Annotated in this window: 15 protein-coding genes; 8 read left to right on the forward strand and 7 right to left on the reverse strand. The window is 64.9% G+C overall.

Annotated features, from left to right (window positions below):
* The first annotated feature begins 164 nt into the window (after window positions 1-164).
* The 5 genes from OLSU_RS02815 (at window position 165) to OLSU_RS02835 (ending at window position 4663) form a co-directional block, all read left to right on the forward strand.
* Window positions 165-1094 carry a DegV family protein gene (locus tag OLSU_RS02815; RefSeq protein WP_049765203.1) on the forward strand — a complete coding sequence of 310 codons (930 nt, stop codon included), beginning with the start codon at window positions 165-167 and terminating at the stop codon, window positions 1092-1094.
* Window positions 1095-1238: 144 nt separating this feature from the next.
* Window positions 1239-1736, forward strand: a complete 498-nt coding sequence (locus OLSU_RS02820; RefSeq protein ID WP_013251438.1) for a CarD family transcriptional regulator — start codon at window positions 1239-1241, stop codon at window positions 1734-1736.
* Window positions 1737-1931: 195 nt separating this feature from the next.
* Window positions 1932-2228, forward strand: a complete 297-nt coding sequence (locus OLSU_RS02825; protein ID WP_013251439.1) for an ACT domain-containing protein — start codon at window positions 1932-1934, stop codon at window positions 2226-2228.
* Window positions 2229-2327: 99 nt separating this feature from the next.
* Complete coding sequence (locus OLSU_RS02830; RefSeq protein ID WP_013251440.1) at window positions 2328-3785, forward strand: citrate/2-methylcitrate synthase; 1458 nt, start codon at window positions 2328-2330, stop codon at window positions 3783-3785.
* Window positions 3785-4663: an HAD-IIB family hydrolase gene (locus OLSU_RS02835; RefSeq protein WP_013251441.1), complete on the forward strand. Its 879-nt coding sequence runs from the start codon at window positions 3785-3787 to the stop codon at window positions 4661-4663. Before OLSU_RS02830 ends, OLSU_RS02835 begins: the two co-directional genes overlap by 1 nt.
* A 130-nt stretch (window positions 4664-4793) precedes the next feature.
* On the opposite strand, the gene OLSU_RS02840 is transcribed toward OLSU_RS02835, so the two are convergent.
* A complete protein-coding gene (locus tag OLSU_RS02840; protein WP_187287204.1) occupies window positions 4794-7142 on the reverse strand; it encodes a KUP/HAK/KT family potassium transporter in 2349 nt (782 codons plus the stop codon).
* A 282-nt stretch (window positions 7143-7424) separates the two neighbouring features.
* Between OLSU_RS02840 and OLSU_RS02845 the strand changes: the two genes are divergently transcribed.
* Entirely contained in the window at window positions 7425-9014 is a 1590-nt protein-coding gene (locus OLSU_RS02845; RefSeq protein ID WP_013251443.1) for a S10 family peptidase, read from the forward strand.
* 770 nt (window positions 9015-9784) lie between these two features.
* On the opposite strand, the gene OLSU_RS02850 is transcribed toward OLSU_RS02845, so the two are convergent.
* A complete protein-coding gene (locus OLSU_RS02850; RefSeq protein WP_162260685.1) occupies window positions 9785-10807 on the reverse strand; it encodes a hypothetical protein in 1023 nt (340 codons plus the stop codon).
* 48 nt (window positions 10808-10855) lie between these two features.
* Entirely contained in the window at window positions 10856-13438 is a 2583-nt protein-coding gene (gene rlmKL, locus OLSU_RS02855) for a bifunctional 23S rRNA (guanine(2069)-N(7))-methyltransferase RlmK/23S rRNA (guanine(2445)-N(2))-methyltransferase RlmL (protein WP_236697198.1), read from the reverse strand.
* Window positions 13439-13752: 314 nt separating this feature from the next.
* Between rlmKL and OLSU_RS02860 the strand changes: the two genes are divergently transcribed.
* Entirely contained in the window at window positions 13753-15474 is a 1722-nt protein-coding gene (locus tag OLSU_RS02860) for a phospho-sugar mutase (RefSeq protein ID WP_013251446.1), read from the forward strand.
* Window positions 15475-15681: 207 nt separating this feature from the next.
* Here OLSU_RS02860 and OLSU_RS02865 read toward each other — a convergent pair whose 3' ends face one another.
* Window positions 15682-16872 (reverse strand): cysteine peptidase family C39 domain-containing protein, encoded by a 1191-nt coding sequence (locus tag OLSU_RS02865; protein WP_013251447.1) that lies wholly within the window; start codon window positions 16870-16872, stop codon window positions 15682-15684.
* Between the two features lie 363 nt (window positions 16873-17235).
* On the opposite strand from OLSU_RS02865, the gene OLSU_RS02870 reads away from it, so the two are divergent.
* Window positions 17236-17673 carry an arginine repressor gene (locus OLSU_RS02870; protein ID WP_013251448.1) on the forward strand — a complete coding sequence of 146 codons (438 nt, stop codon included), beginning with the start codon at window positions 17236-17238 and terminating at the stop codon, window positions 17671-17673.
* 163 nt (window positions 17674-17836) lie between these two features.
* On the opposite strand, the gene OLSU_RS02875 is transcribed toward OLSU_RS02870, so the two are convergent.
* The 3 genes from OLSU_RS02875 to OLSU_RS02885 all read right to left on the reverse strand — a co-directional run bounded on the left by OLSU_RS02875 (window position 17837) and on the right by OLSU_RS02885 (window position 22065).
* On the reverse strand, window positions 17837-20014 hold the full coding sequence (locus OLSU_RS02875) for a transglycosylase domain-containing protein (RefSeq protein ID WP_013251449.1): 2178 nt from the start codon (window positions 20012-20014) through the stop codon (window positions 17837-17839).
* A 153-nt stretch (window positions 20015-20167) separates the two neighbouring features.
* Window positions 20168-21193, reverse strand: coding sequence for an acyltransferase family protein (locus OLSU_RS02880; protein ID WP_041549187.1), 1026 nt, complete (start codon window positions 21191-21193; stop codon window positions 20168-20170).
* Window positions 21194-21270: 77 nt separating this feature from the next.
* Window positions 21271-22065 carry a glycosyltransferase family 2 protein gene (locus OLSU_RS02885; protein WP_013251451.1) on the reverse strand — a complete coding sequence of 265 codons (795 nt, stop codon included), beginning with the start codon at window positions 22063-22065 and terminating at the stop codon, window positions 21271-21273.
* Window positions 22066-22176 lie beyond the last annotated feature (111 nt).

The following is a 22176-nucleotide window of genomic DNA, read 5'->3' on the forward strand; positions in this document are numbered from 1 at the left end:
TCCCTCGGGTGGCCTGCGCCTGCCAGGGTCCGTGTCAGCCCGTGCTCGCACCCGTCGGACTTGCTCCCGTCCAGGGGCTTAAGCCTTACAATGGGGAGGGCGGTCGTTGCCTGGCCCGTATCGTTCGATCCCTTGGAGCGTCCATGTCAGCCAAGTTTGTTCTCATGTCTGATTCTACCTGCGATTTCTCGCGAGAGGATGCAGAACGGATGGATGTCAGGTGCCTGCCCTTCACCTACACCGAGGCCGGCAGGCCCGATGGTGGCCTGCATGGCGAGGACGACCTGTTCCAGGCGCGCAGTGCCCACGAGTTCTACGGGGCCATCCGCCAAGGCGCCGCCCCCATGACCTCGCAACCCTCCCAGATGGTGTTCGAGCAGACGTTTCGCGAGCTTGCCGATGGTGGCAGGCCGGCCGTGCTCTTCTGCATCAGCAGCGGCATCAGCGGTGGCTACAACGGCGCCGTGACCGCGCTCGAGCGTGTGGAGGAGGAGCTGGGACGCAAGCTCCCGATCCTCGTCGTGGACTCGCTGTTGGCAAGCACGGCCTTCTATCTGCTGCTCGAGCAGGCCGTCCGCCTGCGGGACGAGGGCCGCGAGGCACAGGAGGTGTACGACTGGGCCCAGGACGCGCGCTATCACGTGCGTACGATCTTCATGGTCGACAACCTTGACACGCTGCATCGGGGCGGTCGCATTCCCAAGACCGTCGCTTTGGTGGCAGGGGCCCTGGACGCCAAGCCGCTCCTGAACTTCAACCTGGATGGGTCCCTGGGCATCATCGGCATCACGCGCGGTCGCCGAAAGGGCATGCGCAAGCTGGCCGAGCATTACGCCCAGTACCACCGCGACAATCAGTACGCCCCGACGGTCTGCATCGGAGATGCGGACTGCGAGGCGGACCGTGCGCGGTTGGCGGCCCTTCTGGAGGAGGTGCAGCCAGGCGTGCGCGTGCAACCGTCCACCATCGGTCCCACCATCGGCTGCCATGTGGGTCCTGGCATGCTGAGCTGTTGCTTCTGGGGAGATGACCGCCGCGAGGGCAAGGGCTACGGCAGGGTGCGGGGCCTCAGGCAGGGAGAGGCCGCGCGCTAGCGCCTTCGGCTCCGTGCCAACGTAAAAATAAACCTATTAAAATACACAACAACGACCATATGCACAAGAGACAATCGACAGATTGACATATTTCTTCTCCCTTCGTGATAGAATGGCAGCTATCGCGTGTGAAGGGGGAGTTGCATGTATGAAGTCGGGCAGTACATCGTCCATCCGGGCCAAGGCGTCTGCAAGGTCGAGGAGATCGTCTCCGACCCCGTCCAGGTCTACATGCTGATGCCCGTCGGGGGGCGGCATCCGATGAGGATCAGCTTTCCGGTGGCGTCCGAGGGGCGCCTGCGTCCCGTCCTGAGCAGGAGCGAGGCGCGTCAGCTCATCGGCGAGTACGACGAGATGGCCCTCGAGGACTTCTCCTGCAACAGCTCCGCGCTCGAGGAGGAGCACTACAAGAACGAGATGCGCCGCGGGACCTGTCGCGACTCCGTCCGCATCGCCAAGACCTTCCGCAAGCGCATCGATGACGTGAGGGCCTGCAACAAGAAGCCTCCCGTGGTCTACGAGCGCATCCTGAAGCAGGCACGCGAGCGCTCGCTGGCCGAGCTCGCGGTCGCGCTGGACGTCACGCCCGATGACGTGAGCGTGATGTTCCGTCGGGAGATGGGCGAGGCGGAGGAGAACTAGCCTCCCGGCCCTCGACTCCGGAACATCGCCCCTCCAGTCCCCATGCCCTTTTCGCTCGCCTGGGACTGCGGGCGCCCTGGGGCCAGGCGTCCCGTGGGCTACAATGGGCACCATGTGTCACGGGGTGCCGCCTGGCGTCCCAGGCCCGCGTCGCGGCAGGTGCGTGGGCCTCACCACAACCGTGATGGGAGAACCATGGCCACGACCAACGACGAATCCAAGACCCGGGCGATCATCACCGTTCTGGGAAGCGACCGATCGGGCATCGTCGCGGCCGTGACCGGCGCCCTTGCCGATCATGACGCCAACATCCTCGACATCTCGCAGACCATCCTGCAAGGCATCTTCACGATGACCATGCTGGTCGACCTCGCGTCGACCAACGTGGGCTTCTCCGAGCTCCAGGACCAGCTCTCGGAGCTCTCCGGTCGGCTGGGGGTCCAGATCACCCTGCAGCGCGAAGAGGTCTTCAACTTCATGTACCGCCTCTAGCCTCGGGACGCCTCCGGCACTGCGCCAGGAGGCCCGAGGTCGGCCGGAGGTCCAGCGTCTCGTCAGACGCCCCTGCCGCCACGACTCAGGGAGGTTCCCATGCCCGAGCCACCGCATCCCCTCCATCCCACACGGAGGTTTCTCACGTCCATGGAGACGTCCGCCCTCTCGCATGTCGCGGACGCCTACCCCATGCCGTCCGTCGGCCTGGGTAGGCCCGAGGTCTCTGACCAGCTGTATGAGGGCATGCAGCGGGTCGACCGCGTGCCGGACGAGCTCTACGACCGCTACGACGTCAAACGCGGCCTGCGCAACGCCGATGGCTCGGGCGTCCTGGTGGGCCTCACCACGATTTCTGACGTACACGGCTACAACAAGGTCGACGGCAGGATCGAGCCCGACCGGGGGGACCTCAAGTACCGCGGCTACTCCATCGTGGACCTCGTCGCCGGTACGCACGGCGAGGATCGCTTTGGCTATGAGGAGGTCTCCTACCTGCTTCTCTCGGGAAAGCTTCCCACCGTCGCCCAGCTCGCGGACTTCGAGGCCCGCATCGGCTCGCGCCGCCAGCTGCCCGAGGGCTACCTGGACATCTTCCCCCGCACCACGTACGCGCACTCCATCATGAACGTGCTCCAGCGCGCGACGCTTCTGCTCTACGCCTTCGACCGCGACCCGGACGACGCCTCGCCCGAGCACGAGATCGACGTGGCCCTGTCCCTGCTGGGCCGCTGGCCGCGCGTGGCGAGCGTCGCCCACCAGGCCTACGTCGCCGCGACGGACGGCGTGCGCCTGCGTGTCCCACCCGCGCGTGAGGGCTACACCATGGCCGAGACGGTCCTGGACGTCCTGCGCGGCGACGAGGGCTTCAGCCGCGAGGAGGCCATGATGCTCGACGTCATGCTCATGCTCCACGCCGAGCATGGCGGTGGCAACAACTCGAGCTTCACCTGCCGCGTGCTGTCCTCCTCGGGCACGGATGCCTACAGCGCCTACGCGGCTGCCATAGGCTCACTCAAGGGACCCAGGCACGGTGGGGCCAACTACAAGGCAGGAGAGATGATCGACGACGTGGCGGAACACGTGCGCGACTGGTCCAGCGACACGGAGGTCGCCGACTACCTCACCCAGATCCTGAACAGGCAGGCCTTCGACCGCACGGGGCTCATCTATGGTCTGGGCCATGCGGTCTACACCGTGACGGACCCGCGCGCCGAGGTGGTCAGGCACTACGCCCGCGCCCTGGCCGAACGCAAGGGACAGTTGGACAAGCTCGAGCTCATAGGCCGCGTGGAGCGCCTGGGCCCGCAGCTCATGCGCGACGTGCGTGGCATCACCAAGCCAATCAGCACCAACATCGACCTCTACACCGGCTTCGTGTATGCGATGCTCGGCATCCCGCGCGACCTCTACACGCCCATCTTCGCGCTCGCGCGCATGTCGGGCTGGGCGGCGCACCGCATGGAGGAGCTCTATGGCCCCGCACGCATTATCCGTCCGGCCTACAACTCCTACATGACGGACCAGTCCTACGTCCCCCTTGCGGAGCGCGCGTGATGGAGGCCGCAGGTCCCGTGCCCGCGACCGTGGGATCGCTGCCCGTGATGCCGAGGGCAGCGTTCTTCTCGGACATGGACGACACCTTCCTGGCGACCGACAAGTCCCTGGTGGCGCTCAACATGGAGGCGCTCGATGCCCTGGGCTGTCGTGGCCTGCCGTTCGTTCCCTGCACGGGCCGGGCGTGGGCGGCGGTGCCGCGCGAGCTTCTGGTGCATCCTGCCGTGCGCTACGTGGTGGGGGCTAACGGGGCGGTCGTCCGTGACGTGCGTCGGGGCGAGACCGTGCGCGAGGCCTCGCTCGACCCCGCCTGCGTCCGTGCGCTCCTGGGACGTCTCGGGGGCGTGGACTGCAGCTTCGACCTCTTCACGCCCGAGGGCGTGCTGTCCGAGCGGGCGCGCTACGAGAGGCTGGGCGCCTACATCGACGATGCGCCGAGCCTCGGTACCGTGCGCGCGTCGCGCCATCCCCAGGACCTCACGACGGAGCAGCTGATCGCCGGGCATCCCCACATCCAGAAGCTGACGCTCTACTGGAAGGACGAGAGCGACCGCAGGGCCATCCGCGAGGCGGTCGAGATGGACGGCGCCCTGGGACTCACCACGAGCCACCCCAAGAACTGGGAGGTCATGGCAGCGGGCGTCAGCAAGGGGTCGGGACTTGCGTTCGTCTGCGGACTGCTGGGCGTAGGGGAGTCGGCGGCGGTGGCCTTTGGCGACAGCCCCAACGACATCCCGATGCTCACGCGGGCAGGTGACGGCGTGGCGGTCGCCAACGCGACGGCCGAGACACGCGGAGCCGCCCGTCACGTGACGTCCTCGAATGATGAGGGGGGCGTGGGTCGCTACATCCTTGACCTGCTCGGACGGTGGACATAGGGAATCGTGACGGATGTTGTCTGTCGCGTGGCAGCGGCCGCATGATGGCAACCGCCTGCATGCCACGTTGCTGTCGACGTGTCGTGCGGGCGGATACGGGCGGATTGCGTCGCGGGGCGCCCCGGCGTCGCTATTCCTCGCCGTCCTGCGACAGGTCACTGCCAGCCTGGAGGGCCTGGGAGGAGTCCTCCTCGGCGGCGCTGTCCTCGACGTCCTCCTCGTCCTCGAGCACGAGGGGACGGAAGCTCGCGGTGTCACCGCCGATGACGGAGTGCTCGATCGTCTCGACCGACTCTGCCAGCTCGCTCTTCATCGTCGCCGAGAAGATGTCCTCATCCGGGTCCTCGAGTGCGCTCTCGTGCCTGCTGGTCGCACCGGTCGCCGTGGCCTTGCCGCATACGGCACCCCCCGCCGACTTGGTCCAGCCGATCTCGGGGCTCGCCTCGATGCGTGAGAGCCTGTGCTGGCGCTTGCGGCGGGAGAACAGGGGCACGTACTCGAAGACGATGGCCGAGTTCTCAAGGCCGTACCAGCGTGCCGGCGAACCGCAGATGCGACGGATGACGTACTTGGCCTCCATCACGTTGCGGTTGAACCCGCCGATCTCCGAGTCGGGGGAGAGGACCTTGCGGATCAGGCAGAAGCGAAAGTCTCCCACGATGCCGTTGTCGCGGTAGATCGAGTACTTGTGGTGCTGGGGGGCTATCTGCCTGCGTTCCACCAGGTTCTCGACCACCTGGTAGAGATAGGTGTTGACGCGCTGGTTCACGCGGAAGCCCAGGCGCAGCTGCACCTTGAAGAGGAAGTCGGTGCCAAAGTCGTTCACCAGGAACTCGTGGGTGTAGGGCTCGTCGGTGACCTGGACGTTCAGGAAGTAGTACGCACGGGCGCGCTTGGGCCGCTTGTCCAGGATCGAGTAGAGGATGTCGCGGTCCAGCTTGTCGGGCGACGAGTCGTTGGTCAGGAAGACCAGGTTGTCCGCTATGTAGGGGAACTCGTCGTCGTTCTTGAGCTCGAGGAGCTGGTCGATGTAGCGCGCGACAGGCAGGTAGACCGACTGCGTGCGCTCTATAGCGGTGCCGCGGCGCCACACGTACATCACGGCGAAGATGGCGGTAGCCATGAGAACGGTGAAGTAGCCGCCGTGGAAGAACTTGGTCAGGCTGGAGAAGAAGAACATGAGCTCGATGGCACCGAAGAACAGAGCGAACGGAATGGCCGCGCCCTGCTTGTGGCAGACCTTGGCCAGGTAGGTGTAGAGCAGGACCGTGGTCATCAGCATGGTGACGGTGATGGCCAGGCCGTAGGCCGCCTCCATGTGGCTGGAGGTCTGGAACAGCAGCACCACCAGGACGCAGCCGACCCACATGATGTTGTTGACCATGGGAATGTAGATCTGCCCCTTGGTCTCGCTGGGGTAGCTGATGCGCATGTGGGGCATCAGGTTCAGGCGGATGGCCTCGGACACGATGGAGTACGAGCCCGTGATGAGCGCCTGCGACGCGATGATGGCAGCCAGGGTGGAGAGCACGACGGCGAAGGCGCGCATCTCGGCGGGAACGATCTGGAAGAACGGATTGAGGTCCTCGACGGCGGCGAGCGCGCCATCAGAGTTGTGCAAGAGGATCCAGGCACCCTGGCCCAGGTAGTTGAAGATCAGGCAAGCCTTCACGAACGGCCAGCTCACGTAGATGTTGGGCTTGCCCACGTGTCCCATGTCCGAGTAGAGCGCCTCGGCGCCCGTGGTGCAGAGGAATACGTTGCCCAGGACCATGAGCCCCGCCGCATTGATCTGACCGTCGAAGAGGAAGGTGATGCCACGCACGGGGTTGAGCGCGCGCAGGACCGAGAGGTCGGCCCCCATGTTGACGAGGCCGGCGATGCCCAGGAACAGGAACCACAACGTCATGACGGGGCCGAAGAACCTGCCAATCGACGAGGTGCCCGCCTTCTGGGCGAAGAACAGCACGCTGATGATCAGGACCGTGATCGCGACCACGATGGCCTGGTTGTCCCCGATGAGCGTGTAGACGAAGTCGATGGTGCGCAGGCCCTCTATGGCGGTGGTGACCGTGACGGCCGGCGTCAGGATGCCGTCGGCCAGAAGCGCTGCCCCGCCGATCATGGCGGGGATGATGAGCCACTTGCCACAACGCCTGACCAGCGAGTACAGCGCGAAGATGCCGCCCTCGTTGTGGTTGTCGGCCCTCATGGCGACAAGGACGTACTTCACGGTGGTGATGAGCGTCAGAGTCCAGATGATGAGCGAGAGTGCCCCCAGGACCGCGTCCTGCCCCATGGTCATGAGGCCGCCGTTGCCGGCCATGATGGCCTTGAGCGTGTACATGGGGCTGGTGCCGATGTCCCCGTAGACGATGCCCAAGGTGACCAGGATCATGCCGGCGGAGAGGGGGATGCCCGCCTTGCGGGACCTGCGCATCGGACGGAGGGACTTGCCTGTCGACGGGGACGACTGCATCATGTGATACCTACCACTCACTCGTAAAGCTGTCCAAGGGCAACCTGGGGCCAGGTGTGCCGAATATGAAACCAAGCGCGTTAATCTAGCACAAGTCCATGCGTGTCATGTGCCATCCGCCAAAACACATGGCGGTAGGATGATTGTAGCCCCTGCGCCGCATCGTGCGCCACATGCCGTACACACGTGCCATGTGTCGCACGGGGTAGAATCAGGTCCGTTGACAGCGCGTCGGGCACGGTCCGCTGGCCGTTCGAGCCCGACCTCGTGGAAGGGAAGGCAATGGCAGAGGAAGAGAAGGGCACGTCCGTCTCGTCCGTGAGCGCGTCCACGCCGACGTCTGTGTCGTCCGCCATGCTGACACCCGTCTCGATGGCGTCTGTCCCGGCCGCGTCGGGCGGTGCGTTCATGAGCGTGCCCGCTGAGGCGCGCCTCGAGACCCCCAAGCCGGCTTCGGCACGTCTGGCCTGGGATGGATCGGGTGAGACAGCAGGCGAGCACCTGGATTTTGTCGTGACTGCCGCACACCTGGACGTGCGCGAGGACACCGGCAGGCTGGTGGGCAAGATGTTCTCGCTCACCTACGTGCAGGTCGACGCCAAGGGTGACGCCGACCAGACGCGCCCGGTGACCTTCGCCTACAACGGCGGTCCGGGCTGTGCGTCAGTGCCCGTGAACTTTGGCGGCATCGGGCCTCGTCGCGTGAAGACCGACGGCGTGAGGCACCTGGCCCACCCCATCCAGGTCGAGGACAATCCGGCGACGTTGCTGCGCGAGACCGACCTCGTCTTCCTGGACGCCCTGGGGACCGGCTGGTCCAGCGTCGCCGACGGTGCCGACACCTCCAAGATCTTTGGCGTGGACGGGGATGCCGACGCGTTCTGTCGCGCCATCACCACCTGGCTCGAGGAGAACGGCCGTTGGATGAGCCCCGTCTACCTCTTTGGAGAGTCGTACGGCACGGTCCGCAACGCCGTGCTCATGCGCCTTCTGGGCGAGCGCGACGTCAAGCTTGCCGGCGTCACGATGCTCTCGGCCATCTTTGACTTGGCACAGGTCGAGGAGGGCTCTGACCTCTACCACCTGGGCATGATGCCGACGATGGCCGCAACGGCGCAGTTCTTTGGCAAGTCCGGCAAGGGTGTGGACGCAGACGAGTGGTTCGACCGTGCGATGGGCTGGAGCGAGGATGTCCTGGCGCCGGCGCTCTTGCGCGGAGATCGTCTGGGCGAGGAGCGCGAGGCCGTGGTCGCACGGCAGATGAGCGAGTTCATCGGTCTTCCCGAGCATCATATCCGGCGCCGCCGCCTGCGCATCACGTTGGACGACTTCCGTCGGAATCTGCTGGCGGACGAAGGTCGCGTCACGGGTCGCCTGGACACGCGCTTCTCGTCTGACGCCCCTGTGGCGGTGCAGTCCAGCAGCGAGTTCTTTGCCATGGAGGATGCCGCAGACGATGCGATGGAATCCAGCTGGACCAGCGCCTTCCGCGCGTTTTGCCGAGACGAGCTGGGGTATCGCGGTCCCGCGCGCTATCTTTCCAGCAACTATGAGCGCGTGGGTGTCAACTGGAAGTGGTCGCACCGCGAACCTGGCAAGGACGGCGAGAGCAGCTCTCCCAACGTTGCTTACGACATCGCCGTCGCCCTGCGTCGCAACCCACATATGAAGCTTGCCATCCTGGGTGGGCGCTATGACGCGGCGACCACATACTGGAACGTCGTGCACGACATGTCTTGCCAGTTCCTCTCGGACGAGCTCAAGGAGCGTGTCGAGTGGCATCGCTATGGCTGTGGCCACATGGCCTACGTCGACGAGCCCACCTTGCTTCAGCTCTCCCATGACATGGAGGCCTTCTACCGCAAGGCATAGGCGTACGGGTGCAGGACGCACGGCCTGCGGGTGCGGTGCCCTGCAGTCGCGCGCGGCCTGCGGGTGCGGTCGGGGATGCGGGGCGCATGACTTGCGCAGCGTGCGTGACTTGCGGGTACGCGCGACTGCCATTGGCGTAGGTTCTGACGCTCGTTTCGTGATGCTGGCCCTGCGATAGGGGCTCCGAAGACTGCGAACGCTGGACAGAGGGGTTCTCGTGTTGCGCCGCGAGGGCCCCTCTGCCTGTGGAAGCCCCCTTGGCCCTCGAGGGTCGGTCGTCCTGCTCAGAGGATCGCTGGGAGCGGGGGACCTCACTGGCTTCGGTCCCACTTCTCGAATTCTCGGCACCGGTCATCGTCAACCGGTCATCGTGGGTCAGTTGGTGAGTCGTCAAAACCAGATGACACAAAAATAGGACTTATGTGTAGTTTTATGGTTAGAAAAATGATGAAACTGGAAGGGATTGAGCACTCAGTCAGGACAGTCATTCAATCTACCTGCGGATATCCCTTCACTCACGTTGTAGGGTGATGGGCGGGTTTGTCTCAGTTCGGAAGAATAGGGTCTATATCCACACATAACTGTCGATTTTGTTACATTCGGCTTGTGCTGTACCTATTTTGCGCGGCACTCAGTTCGCGCGACGCCCGGCTTGGTCCATCCATCTGGCCTAAGCCGGCCCGGCTCGCCCAACTTGGCCGGTTGACCTGATGCGCCGCCGTGCGGACCTTCCCGGGCGAACCTCCAGATCGTGTACTCGGGCAGTGCAGTCAGCTCACATAGATCGGCAGCACGTCAAAGATGCCCGCCATCTCCCTCGAGTCGAGGTCGAGCAGCCTGCTCAGAAGGGATTGGCGCTCCCACGCGGAGCTTTGGCTGATGGGACGCCTGCGGCGGTGGGACAGGCGGATGATCATGTCGAATACGGCATCGATCTTGGTTATGCTTCCGATGCACTCCTTGGTTATGCCAAGGGGTCGATACCCCATGGCGACCAGCGCATTATAGCGCTCCCGGTCTCGCCGCAGGCTGTCGGCTCCCGCGTGAAACTGCTTGCTGTCATATTCGCAGACAACCTTGTCCGGAAACAGGAAGTCCACGTAGAGCACCTGCTTTCCGCAGAGTCGAGCTGCCGAGTCCCTGAGCGTGATCTCTGCGTTGAGCTTTGCATTGCCTATGCCGTAGCCTCCGAGCCTTCTTGGGATGGCTGACATCATGGCGATTGCCACCTCCATAGGGGAGGTTGCACCTTCGCATGCATAGCGCAGGGACGTTTGGAATGGGTTGCACCCATATGCACCTTGCATCTGCCTGGCGAAGCTCTCGAGCCTCGCAACGCTTGTCACGGGCTCCGCACCACGAAATCCGATCGTGGGGGACATGCCCATGCCTTCGTCGAGATCGTCGAGGACGGGCACGAAGCGCGAGCACATGATCGATGCCACCCAGGCGAGCTGGACCGCGTCAAGGTGCGGTGCCATCTGCAGCAGTGTGAACTCCGGAGAGGAGATCAGACAGTCGTTGTGCAGGCGCAGAAACGCTCCCCTTGGAATTGCTCCGCTCCAGACGTGTCTCCTGACCTGCTTTGTCTGGTACCTGCGATCCGGCTGGGAGACCAACACATGCACCACGTCACCACGCACTCCCGTCCCCACCAGGTCATGCGCCTCGAACTCCCTGGACGGGCAGGCTGCGGCATCCAGGTTCCGCACGCACGCCTCCGTGACATCGCAGAAGCACCGTCCGTCATCGAACAGCCACCGGGAGAGCGCCGAGGTATGACTCAGGTACATCGCCATACCACAAGGCTACCTGCCTGTCGTTGTCAGGGATGCGACGGCCTAAGATAGCTCTGCCGCTGCGTTGCCCGTACGTCGCACGATGTAGGCATGGTGGACCTTGGCGTTGCGCCTGAAGTCCTCGGGAATCGTCTGCTCCGTGATGTCCTCCAACGCCACGCCCGCGCGCTCCAGTTTGTCGACGTCGGGCCTGAAGTTGCGGAGGTTGCACGAGAAGATCGCGCGGCCGTTTCTGGTGAGCAGTCGCGACAGCCCGATGATAAGCTCGGCATGGTCGCGCTGGACGTCCCAACTGCCCCTCCCCATGCGCTTGGAGTTGGAGAACGTCGGCACGTCACAGAAGATCAGGTCCCAGCGGTTCTTGGTGCGCCTCTGCGCCGATACCCAGTGGATCACGTCGGCCTGCACGTATTCGTGTGCGTCGTCGCTGCCGTGCGCACCATTGCGGCCGTACGCGCTACCGCGGCCAGGGCCGTTGCGGCCGTTGCGTCTCTCGCGCGGGTTGCCAGGCCTCCCGTTGGAGAAGCCGTTGCGGTCCATGTTGCGCCTCGCCCAGTCCAGCGACGGGCGGCTCATGTCGACCGTGGTGGTGTGCTTGGCCCCGCCGTCCGCCGCGTAGCAGGTGGCGGTCCCCGTGTAGGCGAACAGGTTGAGGAAGCGCTTGGACCCCTGGGTCTGCTTCATCATCTCGCGAACCAGGCCGCGCGTCTCGCGGTGGTCCAGGAAGAGGCCACAGTCCAACCTCGTGGAGAAGTTGACCTCGAAGGTGAGGCCTCCCTCGTCCACCAGATGGGCACCGGGGGACAGCGTCGGTCGTCCCGCATGGCCGCGACGTCCCGCATGGATGCCGCGCCCGTCGTGCCCGTCGTGCTGGGCGCGAGCGCCATGCATCCCGCGCCCGTCGCGCTTATCGCCTGCGGCCTGCGACGCGTACTGCGAGCCGCCCCTGCCGTGGGACCGCACGCGCACGAAGACGTCCTGCGGCTCCACGCCCAGCACCCTCGGGGCGATGGCCAGCACGTCCAGCAGGCGCCTGCGAGCCAGGGTGGCGTCCACGTCCTTGGGGGCCGCGTACTCGTACACCTGCAGCCAGCGACGGCGGGCGCCTTGGGGCGCCATGAGCTCCGATCCCTGGAACAGGTCGATGGTCACGGCATAGTCGGGCAGGTCAGCGTCGTAGATGCGGTAGCAGCTCACGTCCTCGCGCTGCGCCCACTTGCGCCGCTGCCTGTACACCTTGCTCAGGCGCGCCGCAAACTGGTCGCTGGCTTCCACGAACACGGGCACGCCCACCTGGCGGCCGTTGCGGTCCGCCACGCTCACCTGCGGCCTTGTGGCCGCCATGTTGCCGGCCGTGTAACTGCGTATGGTTGCGTCGGACTGTCCCACCAGGATCCCCAACGTGGTATCAGGCTTGCAGCCAAGGGCGGAGTCCACGGTGGCGTCGCGTGCCACTGCGACGACGCCCGTCTGGGCAGGTAGTCCTGCGGTCGCAGGCACAAGGGCCGCAGCCACGTCGGCCAACGCCATTGCCTCGAGTGCCACCTCGTCTTCGGGCACCCAGGATAGGTCGCAGACCGCAAGGGCGTTCTTCTCGGCCGAGAGGAGCGCTCCCACCTCGGCCGCGGACCCAAAGGCGGGCGCGACGTCCATGCCTGCCGCGCGCAGCGCCCGCACTGCGGCCTCCTGCGCCCCGCGACGCCCGTCGCATGCCAGCAGCCTCACGCCGCGGCCTGGGATTGCGTCCGCACGCCCGCAGGCGTCGTCGAGCAGGTCCTGCCATGCGCCTGCGTCGTGCCCCATCCAGCCGTCGAAGCCCCAATGTGCCCTCAGGAGCCCCGGGGCGCGGCCCAGCGCCTGCGAGGCCGCCTCCACCAGGACGGTTCCCGCACCGGAGTGAACGACGGCGACAGCGGCCCCCTCGTGGCGGCAGTTGCGGAACCATCCACCGTAGGCCAGCAGGGCGGCGGCGTAGTCCGACCGCAGGGGCGCGATGGGTGCCCTGCCCTTACGGGCGGACTCGTAGCCTCGGCGGAACAGGGGCTCGCCTGTCAGGTCGATGCCGACCACGGCGCGCTCGCGCTGCACGCGGACGGCGATGGTGACGTCGGGCCGGCTCGTGTCCACCACAGGACGGCCGCCTCGCCGCGACATAAGCCGGTCGACGACGGCGTCCTTGGAGCGCAGTGCCACGAACTGCGAGTTGCGCAGCGCCGCGTTGGTGCCGTGGGCATCGATCGCCATGGTTGCGGACGGAGGGAGGTGGTCCTCCCATGCAATGCGCGAGAGCCCCTCGTACAGTGCGTCTGACGACGTGGCATCCACGTGGCCCAGCACCAGGATGACACGTGAGGCCAGGCGACTCCAGAGGCAGGCCTTGTACGCGTCCCCAAGTCCCTCGCCGAAGCTCACCTGGCCGCGAAGCGCCCGGACCCGTGGCAGGCCCAGCGAGCTCAGCTCGTCTGCCAGCAGTGACTCGAAGCCCATGGGACAGGTTGCAAAGAGCCGCGTGGCAGGTCCCGCATGCGCCGTGCTGCGCTCCGTTCCGGGCGTGCCGCATTCCGTTCCCGCCATGCCATCCTCGGCCCTCGGTATGCCGGGACCTGGCCTCGTTTCGTCAGCCATTGGTACGCCTTCAGTCATCGGGACACCTCTCGCCCGTGGTCAGTGCGTCAATCATACTATCGGCCCTCCATCGTCGTCGGTGACATCTCCTGCTGTCGGCGTCGCCTGTCATCGGGTGCCGCCTGCGCAAAGGGACCATCCCCACGTGCCTGCGCGGGGGACCGCCCCCCACGCAAAGCTGCTCCCTGCGGGAAACCGTCTGCATTTGCCCCCCCGTGCATCGTGTTGAGGGATTATCATCAGACGTAGAGAAGGCAGGCCTGACGTGGCTGCGCGCCACGTGGGCGTCCGGCGAGACTGAGGGGAGAAGCACCATGGATCAGGAAACCCAGGCCAAGGTCCAGCTCTGGAAGGACAACGTCGAGGAACCCGACCTCAAGTCCGAGCTCGACGAGCTGCTCTCCGGTGACGAGGAGAAGCTCAACGACGCCTTCTACCGCAACCTCGCGTTCGGCACGGCCGGGCTGCGTGGCGTGCTGGGCGTCGGCTCCAACCGCATGAACGTCTACAACGTGGCCCAGGCCACCCAGGGCGTGGCGGACTACCTCAACGCCCACTACGACCACCCCACGCTCGCCCTCGCCCGCGACTCCCGCCTCAAGGGCGAGGACTTCCAGCGCGTCGCCGCAGGCGTCCTTGCCGCGAACGGCGTGCACGTCTTTGTCTATCCGCGCATCGAGCCCGTTCCCACGCTGTCCTTCGCCGTGCGCTACCTGCACGCCTCTGCGGGCATCGTGCTCACGGCCTCGCATAACCCGGCACAGTACAACGGCTACAAGGTCTACAACGACAACGGCGGACAGATCGCCAACGAGGCGGCCGACGAGATCTCCGCCGCCATCGCCAGGACCCCCGTCTTCGGTGGTCCCAAGATGATGGACTTCGAGGAGGGCCTGGAGAGGGGCCTCATCGAGTGGACTCCCGAGGAGGTCCTTGACGCCTTCATCGACAGCGTCAAGAAGGTCTCCGTCCCCGGCTTCAAGGCCGACCCGTCCTACTCCGTGGTGTATACGCCGCTCAACGGTACGGGCATGGAGTGCGTCACCCGCATCCTCAAGGAGATCGGCGTCGAGAACGTGGACGTCGTGGCCGAGCAGTCCCAGCCGGATGGCAACTTCCCCACCTGCAAGTACCCCAACCCGGAGTTCCGCGAGGCCCTCGACCTCGCCCTCAGGCTCGCGGACGAGAAGAGGCCCAACCTCGTGGTCGCGACCGACCCGGACGCGGACCGCATGGGCACGGCCATTCCCCACGGCGGGGAGTACAAGCTCCTCTCGGGCAACGAGATGGGCGTCCTCATGATGGACTGGCTGGCCCAGATGGCTGCCGAGAGGGGCGAGGACGTGCGCGAGAAGGTCGCGGTCACCACCATCGTATCGTCCGCCATGCCCGATGCCCTGGCCAAGGACAGGGGCTTCGAGCTCAGGCGCGTCCTGACCGGCTTCAAGTACATCGGGGACCAGATAGACCAGCTCAAGGACGAGGGCGAGGAGGAGCGCTACCTCATGGGCTTCGAGGAGTCCTACGGCTACCTCGTCGGCACGCACGCGCGTGACAAGGACGCCATCGTCGCCGTGGAGATGTGCGTCGAGATGGCGGCCCACTATGCAGCGTTGGGCAAGGACCTCTACGAGGCCATGGAGGACCTGTACCGGAGGTACGGCTACTACCTCAACGGCACCGTCAACGCCGCCTTCCCGGGTGCCGCCGGCGCCGACAGGATGGCTGCCATCATGCAGGGCCTGCGCACCGAGGCACCCACCGAGATCGCGGGCTACAAGGTCCTAGGCATCACGGACTTCGCCACCGGACCCCAGATGCCGCGTGTCTCCGGCCTGCAGAAGGAACCTGCCCAGAGCCTGCCGCCCGCCAACGTCATCGAGTTCCGCCTCGAGGGCGACAACAAGGTCATCTTCCGTCCCTCTGGCACGGAGCCCAAGGTCAAGGCCTATCTCTTCTCCAAGGGCGCCACACGGGAGGAGTCCGAGGCCATACGCGACAGGCTCGATGAGGCCTCCAAGGCCATTCTTTCGTAGGGGTGACGTGGCGGTGCGGCAGGGAATGGCGCGCACCTTGCCATTTCCCATCCGCCTTGCCCACGATTGCATCGTCTGAGGGGCCGGGCGCCTGGAGGGGCGCCCGGCCTTCGTGCGACTTCGCGCGGGATGTCCTGGACGGTCCGGACGCGTGAGGGCGAAAGGGCATACGGGGACGCTCGGCCTTCCGGTCCTCCGATGGGAGCCCTAGCTTGTGGTCGTGCCGCCTGGGCTGTCGCCCGTACCCACGGCACCTTCCCCCCTGGTGAGCTGGTACATGCCGTCACAGTTGGCCCCGATGGTCCCGGCGGCCCAGGGACGCATGGACGCCGAGGCGCTCGCGGGGTCGTAGAGCGAGACCGAGCCGTCGCTGTTCAGGCTCACGACCAGCGCCCAGTGCGCATAGGGGGTCGTGAAGTTCGCCTTCAGCTGGACCAGGGCGATGGAGGTGCTGCCCTCGGAGAGGATGGTCTTGAGGTTGTCCCCCGAGGGGGTGTACTCCTTGACGGCCACGCCGTAGTCGGCCGCCTTCCCCGTGAAGAAGGACGCAGCCGTCCCCAGGGTCTCGTCCGTGTAACCACCGCTCGTGGCATCGGCTGCGAGGCTTGCGGGCGTGAGGTCGGTCTTGCCCGTCAGGCCGGCGCGCGCCATGAAGAGCGCCGCGAGGCCCGAGCCGTTCACGCCGACGTTGCTTCCCGCATACTCCACGTAGCCCCAGCGCGCGTCCCAGTTGTAGACCAAGGGGTACGTACCGACCTCGTTGGAGTCCGTGTAGTCGGCGGACTTCTTGTCGCTGTCTGGCACGGATGCCACGAAGTCGGTGGCCTCGGGCTCGAGGAGGGCCAGCTCGGGCAGACGCTCGTCGGCGTATCTGTCGGCGTTCTGGGCGATCCAGGCCAACTTCTCGGAGCGGTTCAGCTGCGGTGTGAACTCGTTCGTCAGGTGCTCAGACGCGCCTGACGAGACACGGGAGTCGTAGGAGTTCACGGCCTTCTGGTCTCCCGTCTGCTCCGGCTGGGAGGGGCTGCAGCCACGGACACAGCTGCCAACCAGGAACAACACCAGCAGCAGTCCCAGGAGGCCCACGCAGAGAATGGCGATCGAGCGCCCGTTGAGGTCGTAGCGTGACAGGAAAGCGCCCCTGCGCTGGGCACCCCGCCCCCCGTAGCTGCGGCGGACGTTGAGACCGGCATCGCTCCCCAGCATGGTCCGCGCGTTGCGGCGGCTCTTGTAGGGCAGGTTGCGCTGTCGACGCGAGTCGCTGCCGTAGCCGGCCTGCATCGGACGGCTTGACGAGCTGCGACGCCCGTCTCCCGGGCGCTCCGAACGCACGTCGGGCCTTCCGCCACGTGAGGAGCTGTTACGAGAGGGGCGATAGCCATTGTCGGAGTAGGGCATGGAGTGTTCCCCCTAGGGTTATGCATCCTTCAGGACCACGCACGCTCCATACTATTGCAAGTCACGCATCAGGTAAGCCCAAAGTAGGGGAGCGGCCGTCAGAAGAGGGTGATCACCCCTGCGAAGGCCTTCGCTACTGCGGTGGTGATGGTGTGGGGCTTCGCCAGCAGGAAGAAGTGGCTGGATGCAGGAGAATCCTCGGAGGCCTGAACTTTTCCTAGTCTTGACGCACACCGGCTCCTTTCGCCGTTTTAATCAATACTCCTTGACGCCTATTTATCGCTGCCGTAGCTTGATACGTGGTCGCGCAAATAGGGCGTGACGCATGCAGGTATTCCTATTTTGCTCGATGCGGAGGCAGAGATGGTCAAGAGGCGCAACAATCGGCAGGATGCGATCAGGGACATCGTCCGCGGGAAGTCCATCCGCACCCAACGCACGCTTGTCGACGAGCTCCGGTCCATCGGCTTCAACTGCACCCAGGCCACCGTCTCGCGCGACATCGCCGACATGGGCCTGCGCAAGCTCTCCGAGGGTATCTACGTCCTGGCCGAGGATCTCCACCTGCAGCGCATGGTCTCGGAGTTCGTGGACAGCGTCGAGCGTGCCGACAACCTCGTCGTCATCAAGTCCCAGCCGGGCACGGCCCCCGGCGTGGCCGCGGCCGTCGATGCGGCCTCGCTGCCCGAGGTGAAGGGGTCCGTGGCAGGCAACGACACGGTCCTGGTCGTGTCTGGCGGCGTAGAAGCCGCGCAGGACCTCGTCAACCTCGTCAACAAGCTGCGTGACACCCGCAAGTAGCCATACTTTCCGCAAGTGGCCGGGCTTCTGCAAACGGTGCCAGACTTCGTGTCACCAGGCTTCTCGGGAGACGTTGCACTGTAGTCGCGCATAGACACAAAGGGACCGGAGCCCGTCCTTCGGGCTCCGGTCCCTTGGCATCGAGCGGGGACGAGGGGCAGGCCTAGGGGTTCGCTCCACCGTTCTCGGCACCGCCGCCTCCGTTGTCCGCGGGCGGCTCGGGCTGCTCCCCGCCGTTGTCGTTGCCGCCGCCGTTGTTCCCGCCGTTGTCGTTGCTGTTGCCGCCGCCGCCGTTGTCCGTCGTCTCGGTGGGCGCGGTCGTCTCGGTCGTGGTGGTCGTCGTGACCTCCGTGGTGGTCTCGTTTGCGTCGTCGGAGGTGCTCCTGGTCTTCGTCTTGGAGTCGGAGGCGGTGCCGCCCTTGAACTTCCAGCTGCCGTTCGACCGGTACTGGGGCGACTCGTCCGTGGTCGGGAACTCGCCGCGCGGTGTGCCGGCAAGCGCCTGGTTGATGAAGTAGGCGAAGATGGGGACCGACGTGTTGTAGGGGTGACCGTTCGACCCGTAGACGTGGACGGGGCTCTCCTCGCTGTAGCCGCACCAGACGGCGACGGAAAGCTGCGGAGTCACGCCGCAGAACCAGAGGTCACGGTAGTTCTCAGAGGTGCCGGTCTTGCCTGCGAGGGGCTGGTCGACGCTCACGAGCGACTGGAGCGAGTTCGCGGTGCCCGATCCCCTGCAGACGCCCTCCATCACGTCGAGGGCGGCGGAGGCCACGGCGGAGGAGACGGCCTGGGTGGGGGAGTCCGCGTGCTCGTAGACGGTGTTGCCGTTGCGATCCTCGATCTTGGTGATGGCGATGGCGTCGCGGTGCACGCCACCGGAGGCGATCGTCGCGTACGACTCGGCCATCTGGACCACGGGGACGCCCTCGGTGCCCAGCGTGATCGAGTCATAGGCGGGGATGTCCACGTCCACGCCCAGCGTGTGGGCCATGCTGACGACCTTGTCGGCACCTATGGCCTGGATGACCTGGACGAAGCCCGTGTTCGAGGAGACGGCGAACGCGTTTGCCAGGCTGATGTTGCCGTAGCTCGAGTTGCCGAAGTTTTGGACCTTCCAGGTGGGCGAGAACTGCATGGGCGAGTTGCAGTTGATGGAGACGCCGGGGCTCATCCCCTCCTGGAGCGCCGCGACGAGGGTGAAGAGCTTGAAACTCGAGCCCGGCTGGCGGTAGGCCTGGGTCGCCAGGTTGAACTGGCTCTCGGCATAGCTCTTGCCGCCGACCATCGCCTTGATGTAGCCCGTCGAGGGGTCCACGGCGACGAGCGCCGCCTGGAGCTCGTCGTTGCCGATCTCGTCGAGGCGCTGGGCCACCGCGCTCTCCGCCGCGGACTGGGTGCCGGGGTCGATGGTGGTGTAGACCTTCAGGCCGCCCTGCATGATGGTGTCCTGGTCGAAGTCCTCGAGGAGGAGCTGCTTCACGTAGTCGGAGAAGTAGGGGTAGCTGCCGATGCTGTCCGAGAAGGAACCCTCGTCGAGCGTCAGGTCCTCGGCCGTGGCGGCGTCGTGCTCCTCCTGGGTGATGTCGCCCTCGGAGAGCATCCAGTCCAGGACGAGGTTGCGGCGGGTGGTGGCAGCGCCGGGGTTGGAGAACGGGTCGTAGGCGGAGGGGGACTGCGGCAGGCCCGAGAGCGTCGCAGCCTCGGCCAGCGTGAGGTCGCTCGCATGCTTGTTGAAGTAGGTCATCGAGGCGGCCTCGATGCCATAGGCGCCGTGACCGTAGTAGATGGTGTTGAGGTACATGTTGAGGATCTGGTCCTTGGTGTACATCTTCTCCATCTGGATGGCGATGTAGGCCTCGCGCACCTTGCGCTTGAGGCTCTGCTCGAACTGCTCGTCGGAGAGGACGGTGTTCCTCACGAGCTGCTGGGTGATGGTTGAGGCGCCCTCGGAGCCACCGGCGAGCTGCACGAAGACGGCACGCACGATGCCCTGCGGGTCGACGCCGTTGTGCTGGTAGAAGCGCCTGTCCTCGATGTCCACGGTGGCCTGGCGCACGTAGGGCGAGATGGCGTCGAGCTCCACGCTCCTGCGGTTCTGCAGGTAGTACTCCGCTATGACCGAGCCGTCGGATGCGTAGACCGTCGTGGGCTCTGCCACCAGGTAGGCGTCTGCGGAGGAGTAGTCGGGCAGGTCCTGCAGCCACTGGGTGACGAGCGCGCCGAGCGATATCGAGAGGGCCGTGACAAGAAGCGCCAGAAAGCCGAAGAAGCCGGCGACGCCGAACCCGAAGACATGGGTGCGGGAATGTAGGTGAGCCCTGCGGGTGCGAATGCCCATTGGTTCCTCCTTGGAGAGACAGTCGCATCACATTATAGGGAAGTGTGGGGGAGTGGGTTTGGGTGAGGTGCGGCGCAGCTGCTCAGATACTTGCGCCGGTCTTCTCCCGACGTCACGCATCGTGGGTGCGGGCAATGCCATGGTACTTGACGGCTAGCGCCTCCGCTTGTCGACGAAGCTTCCTGCAAGCCCCATCAGCCATTTATCTACAAGGAGGTGATTCGCAAGCCCCATCGGCACGGCGATGGCGGATGCGAGGACGGTGTTAAGCAACCATCCCATCGGAATGGGCCAAAGGAAAACGAGGGTCTGCTGAACCGGGAAGCCCCATAGGTAAGTTCCATAGGACAGGTCTATGTCATGGGCGAAGTTTTGCGCCTTGTGCCTCGTTCCCCATCCTAGCCAGATGAGGGCATAGGGGAAGGTCAGGAGCATGGCCGGCAAGTCTAGGCCCAATGTGCAGAGGAGGCATGTTGCGGCTATTGCCGCAAGCCCCATGGGGGGCGAGACGACGATCTCGTCTCTCCATACCCAGACGAGCATGCCGACGAAGAACTCCAGAATGGCCCGGACGACGCTGAGCGCCATAAGCTGAGACAGGCTGAGGAAGATGATTCCCGCAGCGAGTGCGGCACAAATGAGAGCGGTTGCGCTCCCTTTCCTGAAGGACGTCATACGGAAGGTGAGATAGCACAGCACATAACAGGCAAATTCAACCGGCAGGGTCCACAACGCACCGTTCACGACGGCGGGATAGGGGTTTGTCTCGAACACGTCCGGCAGGCTGTGGACGGGTACGAGCAGTGCGTTGAGGAGATAGCGATAGGTTTGGGCGTTCTGGAAATACGAGGCAACATCGCTTGATGACAGCAGGGGGCCGAAGACAAGCGCGCACAGCAGAACGACGAAAGCGAGCTGCGGAAAAATTCTTTTGATGCGAGCAGCGAAGAATTTCGTGGCACTAGCATGGCGCTCACAGCTCTTGGAGATGAGAATGCCCCCATAGAGGAAAAACACGCCAACGGCCATGCCACCGATGCTGAGCCTTCCTGAGGTCAGCCGGTCAAGGAAAGATGCGCTGCCATTGGCTCCGCCCGTCAGGGAGTATGAGTGAGACCAGATGACGCCTAGTGCCGCAATGAAGCGGATAAGGTTGAGGTTGTTGTTGCGCCCATGCATGATGTCATGCAGGGTCGCTCTCTGGGCATGCTCCGGGTGCGGCACCAATGGATGCTCACTTTCATCTGACTCGGACGCTAGTGGTCGTTGCTGGACTGTCCAAGCTCATACAAGTGGTTGATAAGGGCCGCGACGCCAGAGGGCCAGAACTTATTGAACATGGCAAGGTCCTCCCGGCTGCGGCTGTTGTCGTGGATGAGACGGCTGGTCTCGGACCCTTCATGGATGCGGTGAAGCATGAGAGGCCTTGGGTTGTACACGAAGCTGCCATCGGCTGCCGAGAGCTTCTCCCATGCCTGCCAATCAAGGTCAGAGTTGAAGTCCTTGGCGAACAGAGGCTGTTCGAAAGCCGAGGTTATGAGCGTTACCGAGGGGCAGCAGATGGGACATCCAAGGGAGAGGATGCGCCGTCGTACCGACCGTCGCGTGGCGTTACGAGGTTTTTCCAGCGCCTTGAGCATGAGTCGCTTGATGCGTAGGTTCCTGTTGTCGAAGACGCGCTTGCCCTCCCTCAGCTCTCCATAGCTGGTGAAGTATAGCAGGGGGTTCCGGGAGGAGCCCAGCATGTGGAGCATGCTCTCGGCGTAGTCGGGAAGGTATATGTCATCCTGGTGGGCAATGGTGACCAGGGGACTGCTCGCCATTCTGACGGCGAAGTTCCAGTCTCCGGCGATGCCTCCGGGACCGTCGTTGACGAGCATCTCGCAACCTATCTGCTGGCAGGCACGCTCTATGGTGGGGTTGGGGGTCGAGGTGACGAGGATGACCCTTGTCGCAACGGTCTGCTGCCTAAGCGACTGCACGCATTCATCCAGGTAGGGGCTAGCCCCGTAGGCGCAGATTGCAAAGCAGTGATCTGGGGGAGTGTACATTCTTCATCTTCCAAGAGAGTGCGGACCTATCTATCGTGCCACCCTATAATATATGGGCTTGGGTGAAATGTAACTAGCGGAGCAGCCCTGATGTGTCTTTCGCTGCGGACA

It is taken from the genome of Olsenella uli DSM 7084 (assembly GCF_000143845.1).
Lineage (GTDB): Bacteria > Actinomycetota > Coriobacteriia > Coriobacteriales > Atopobiaceae > Olsenella > Olsenella uli.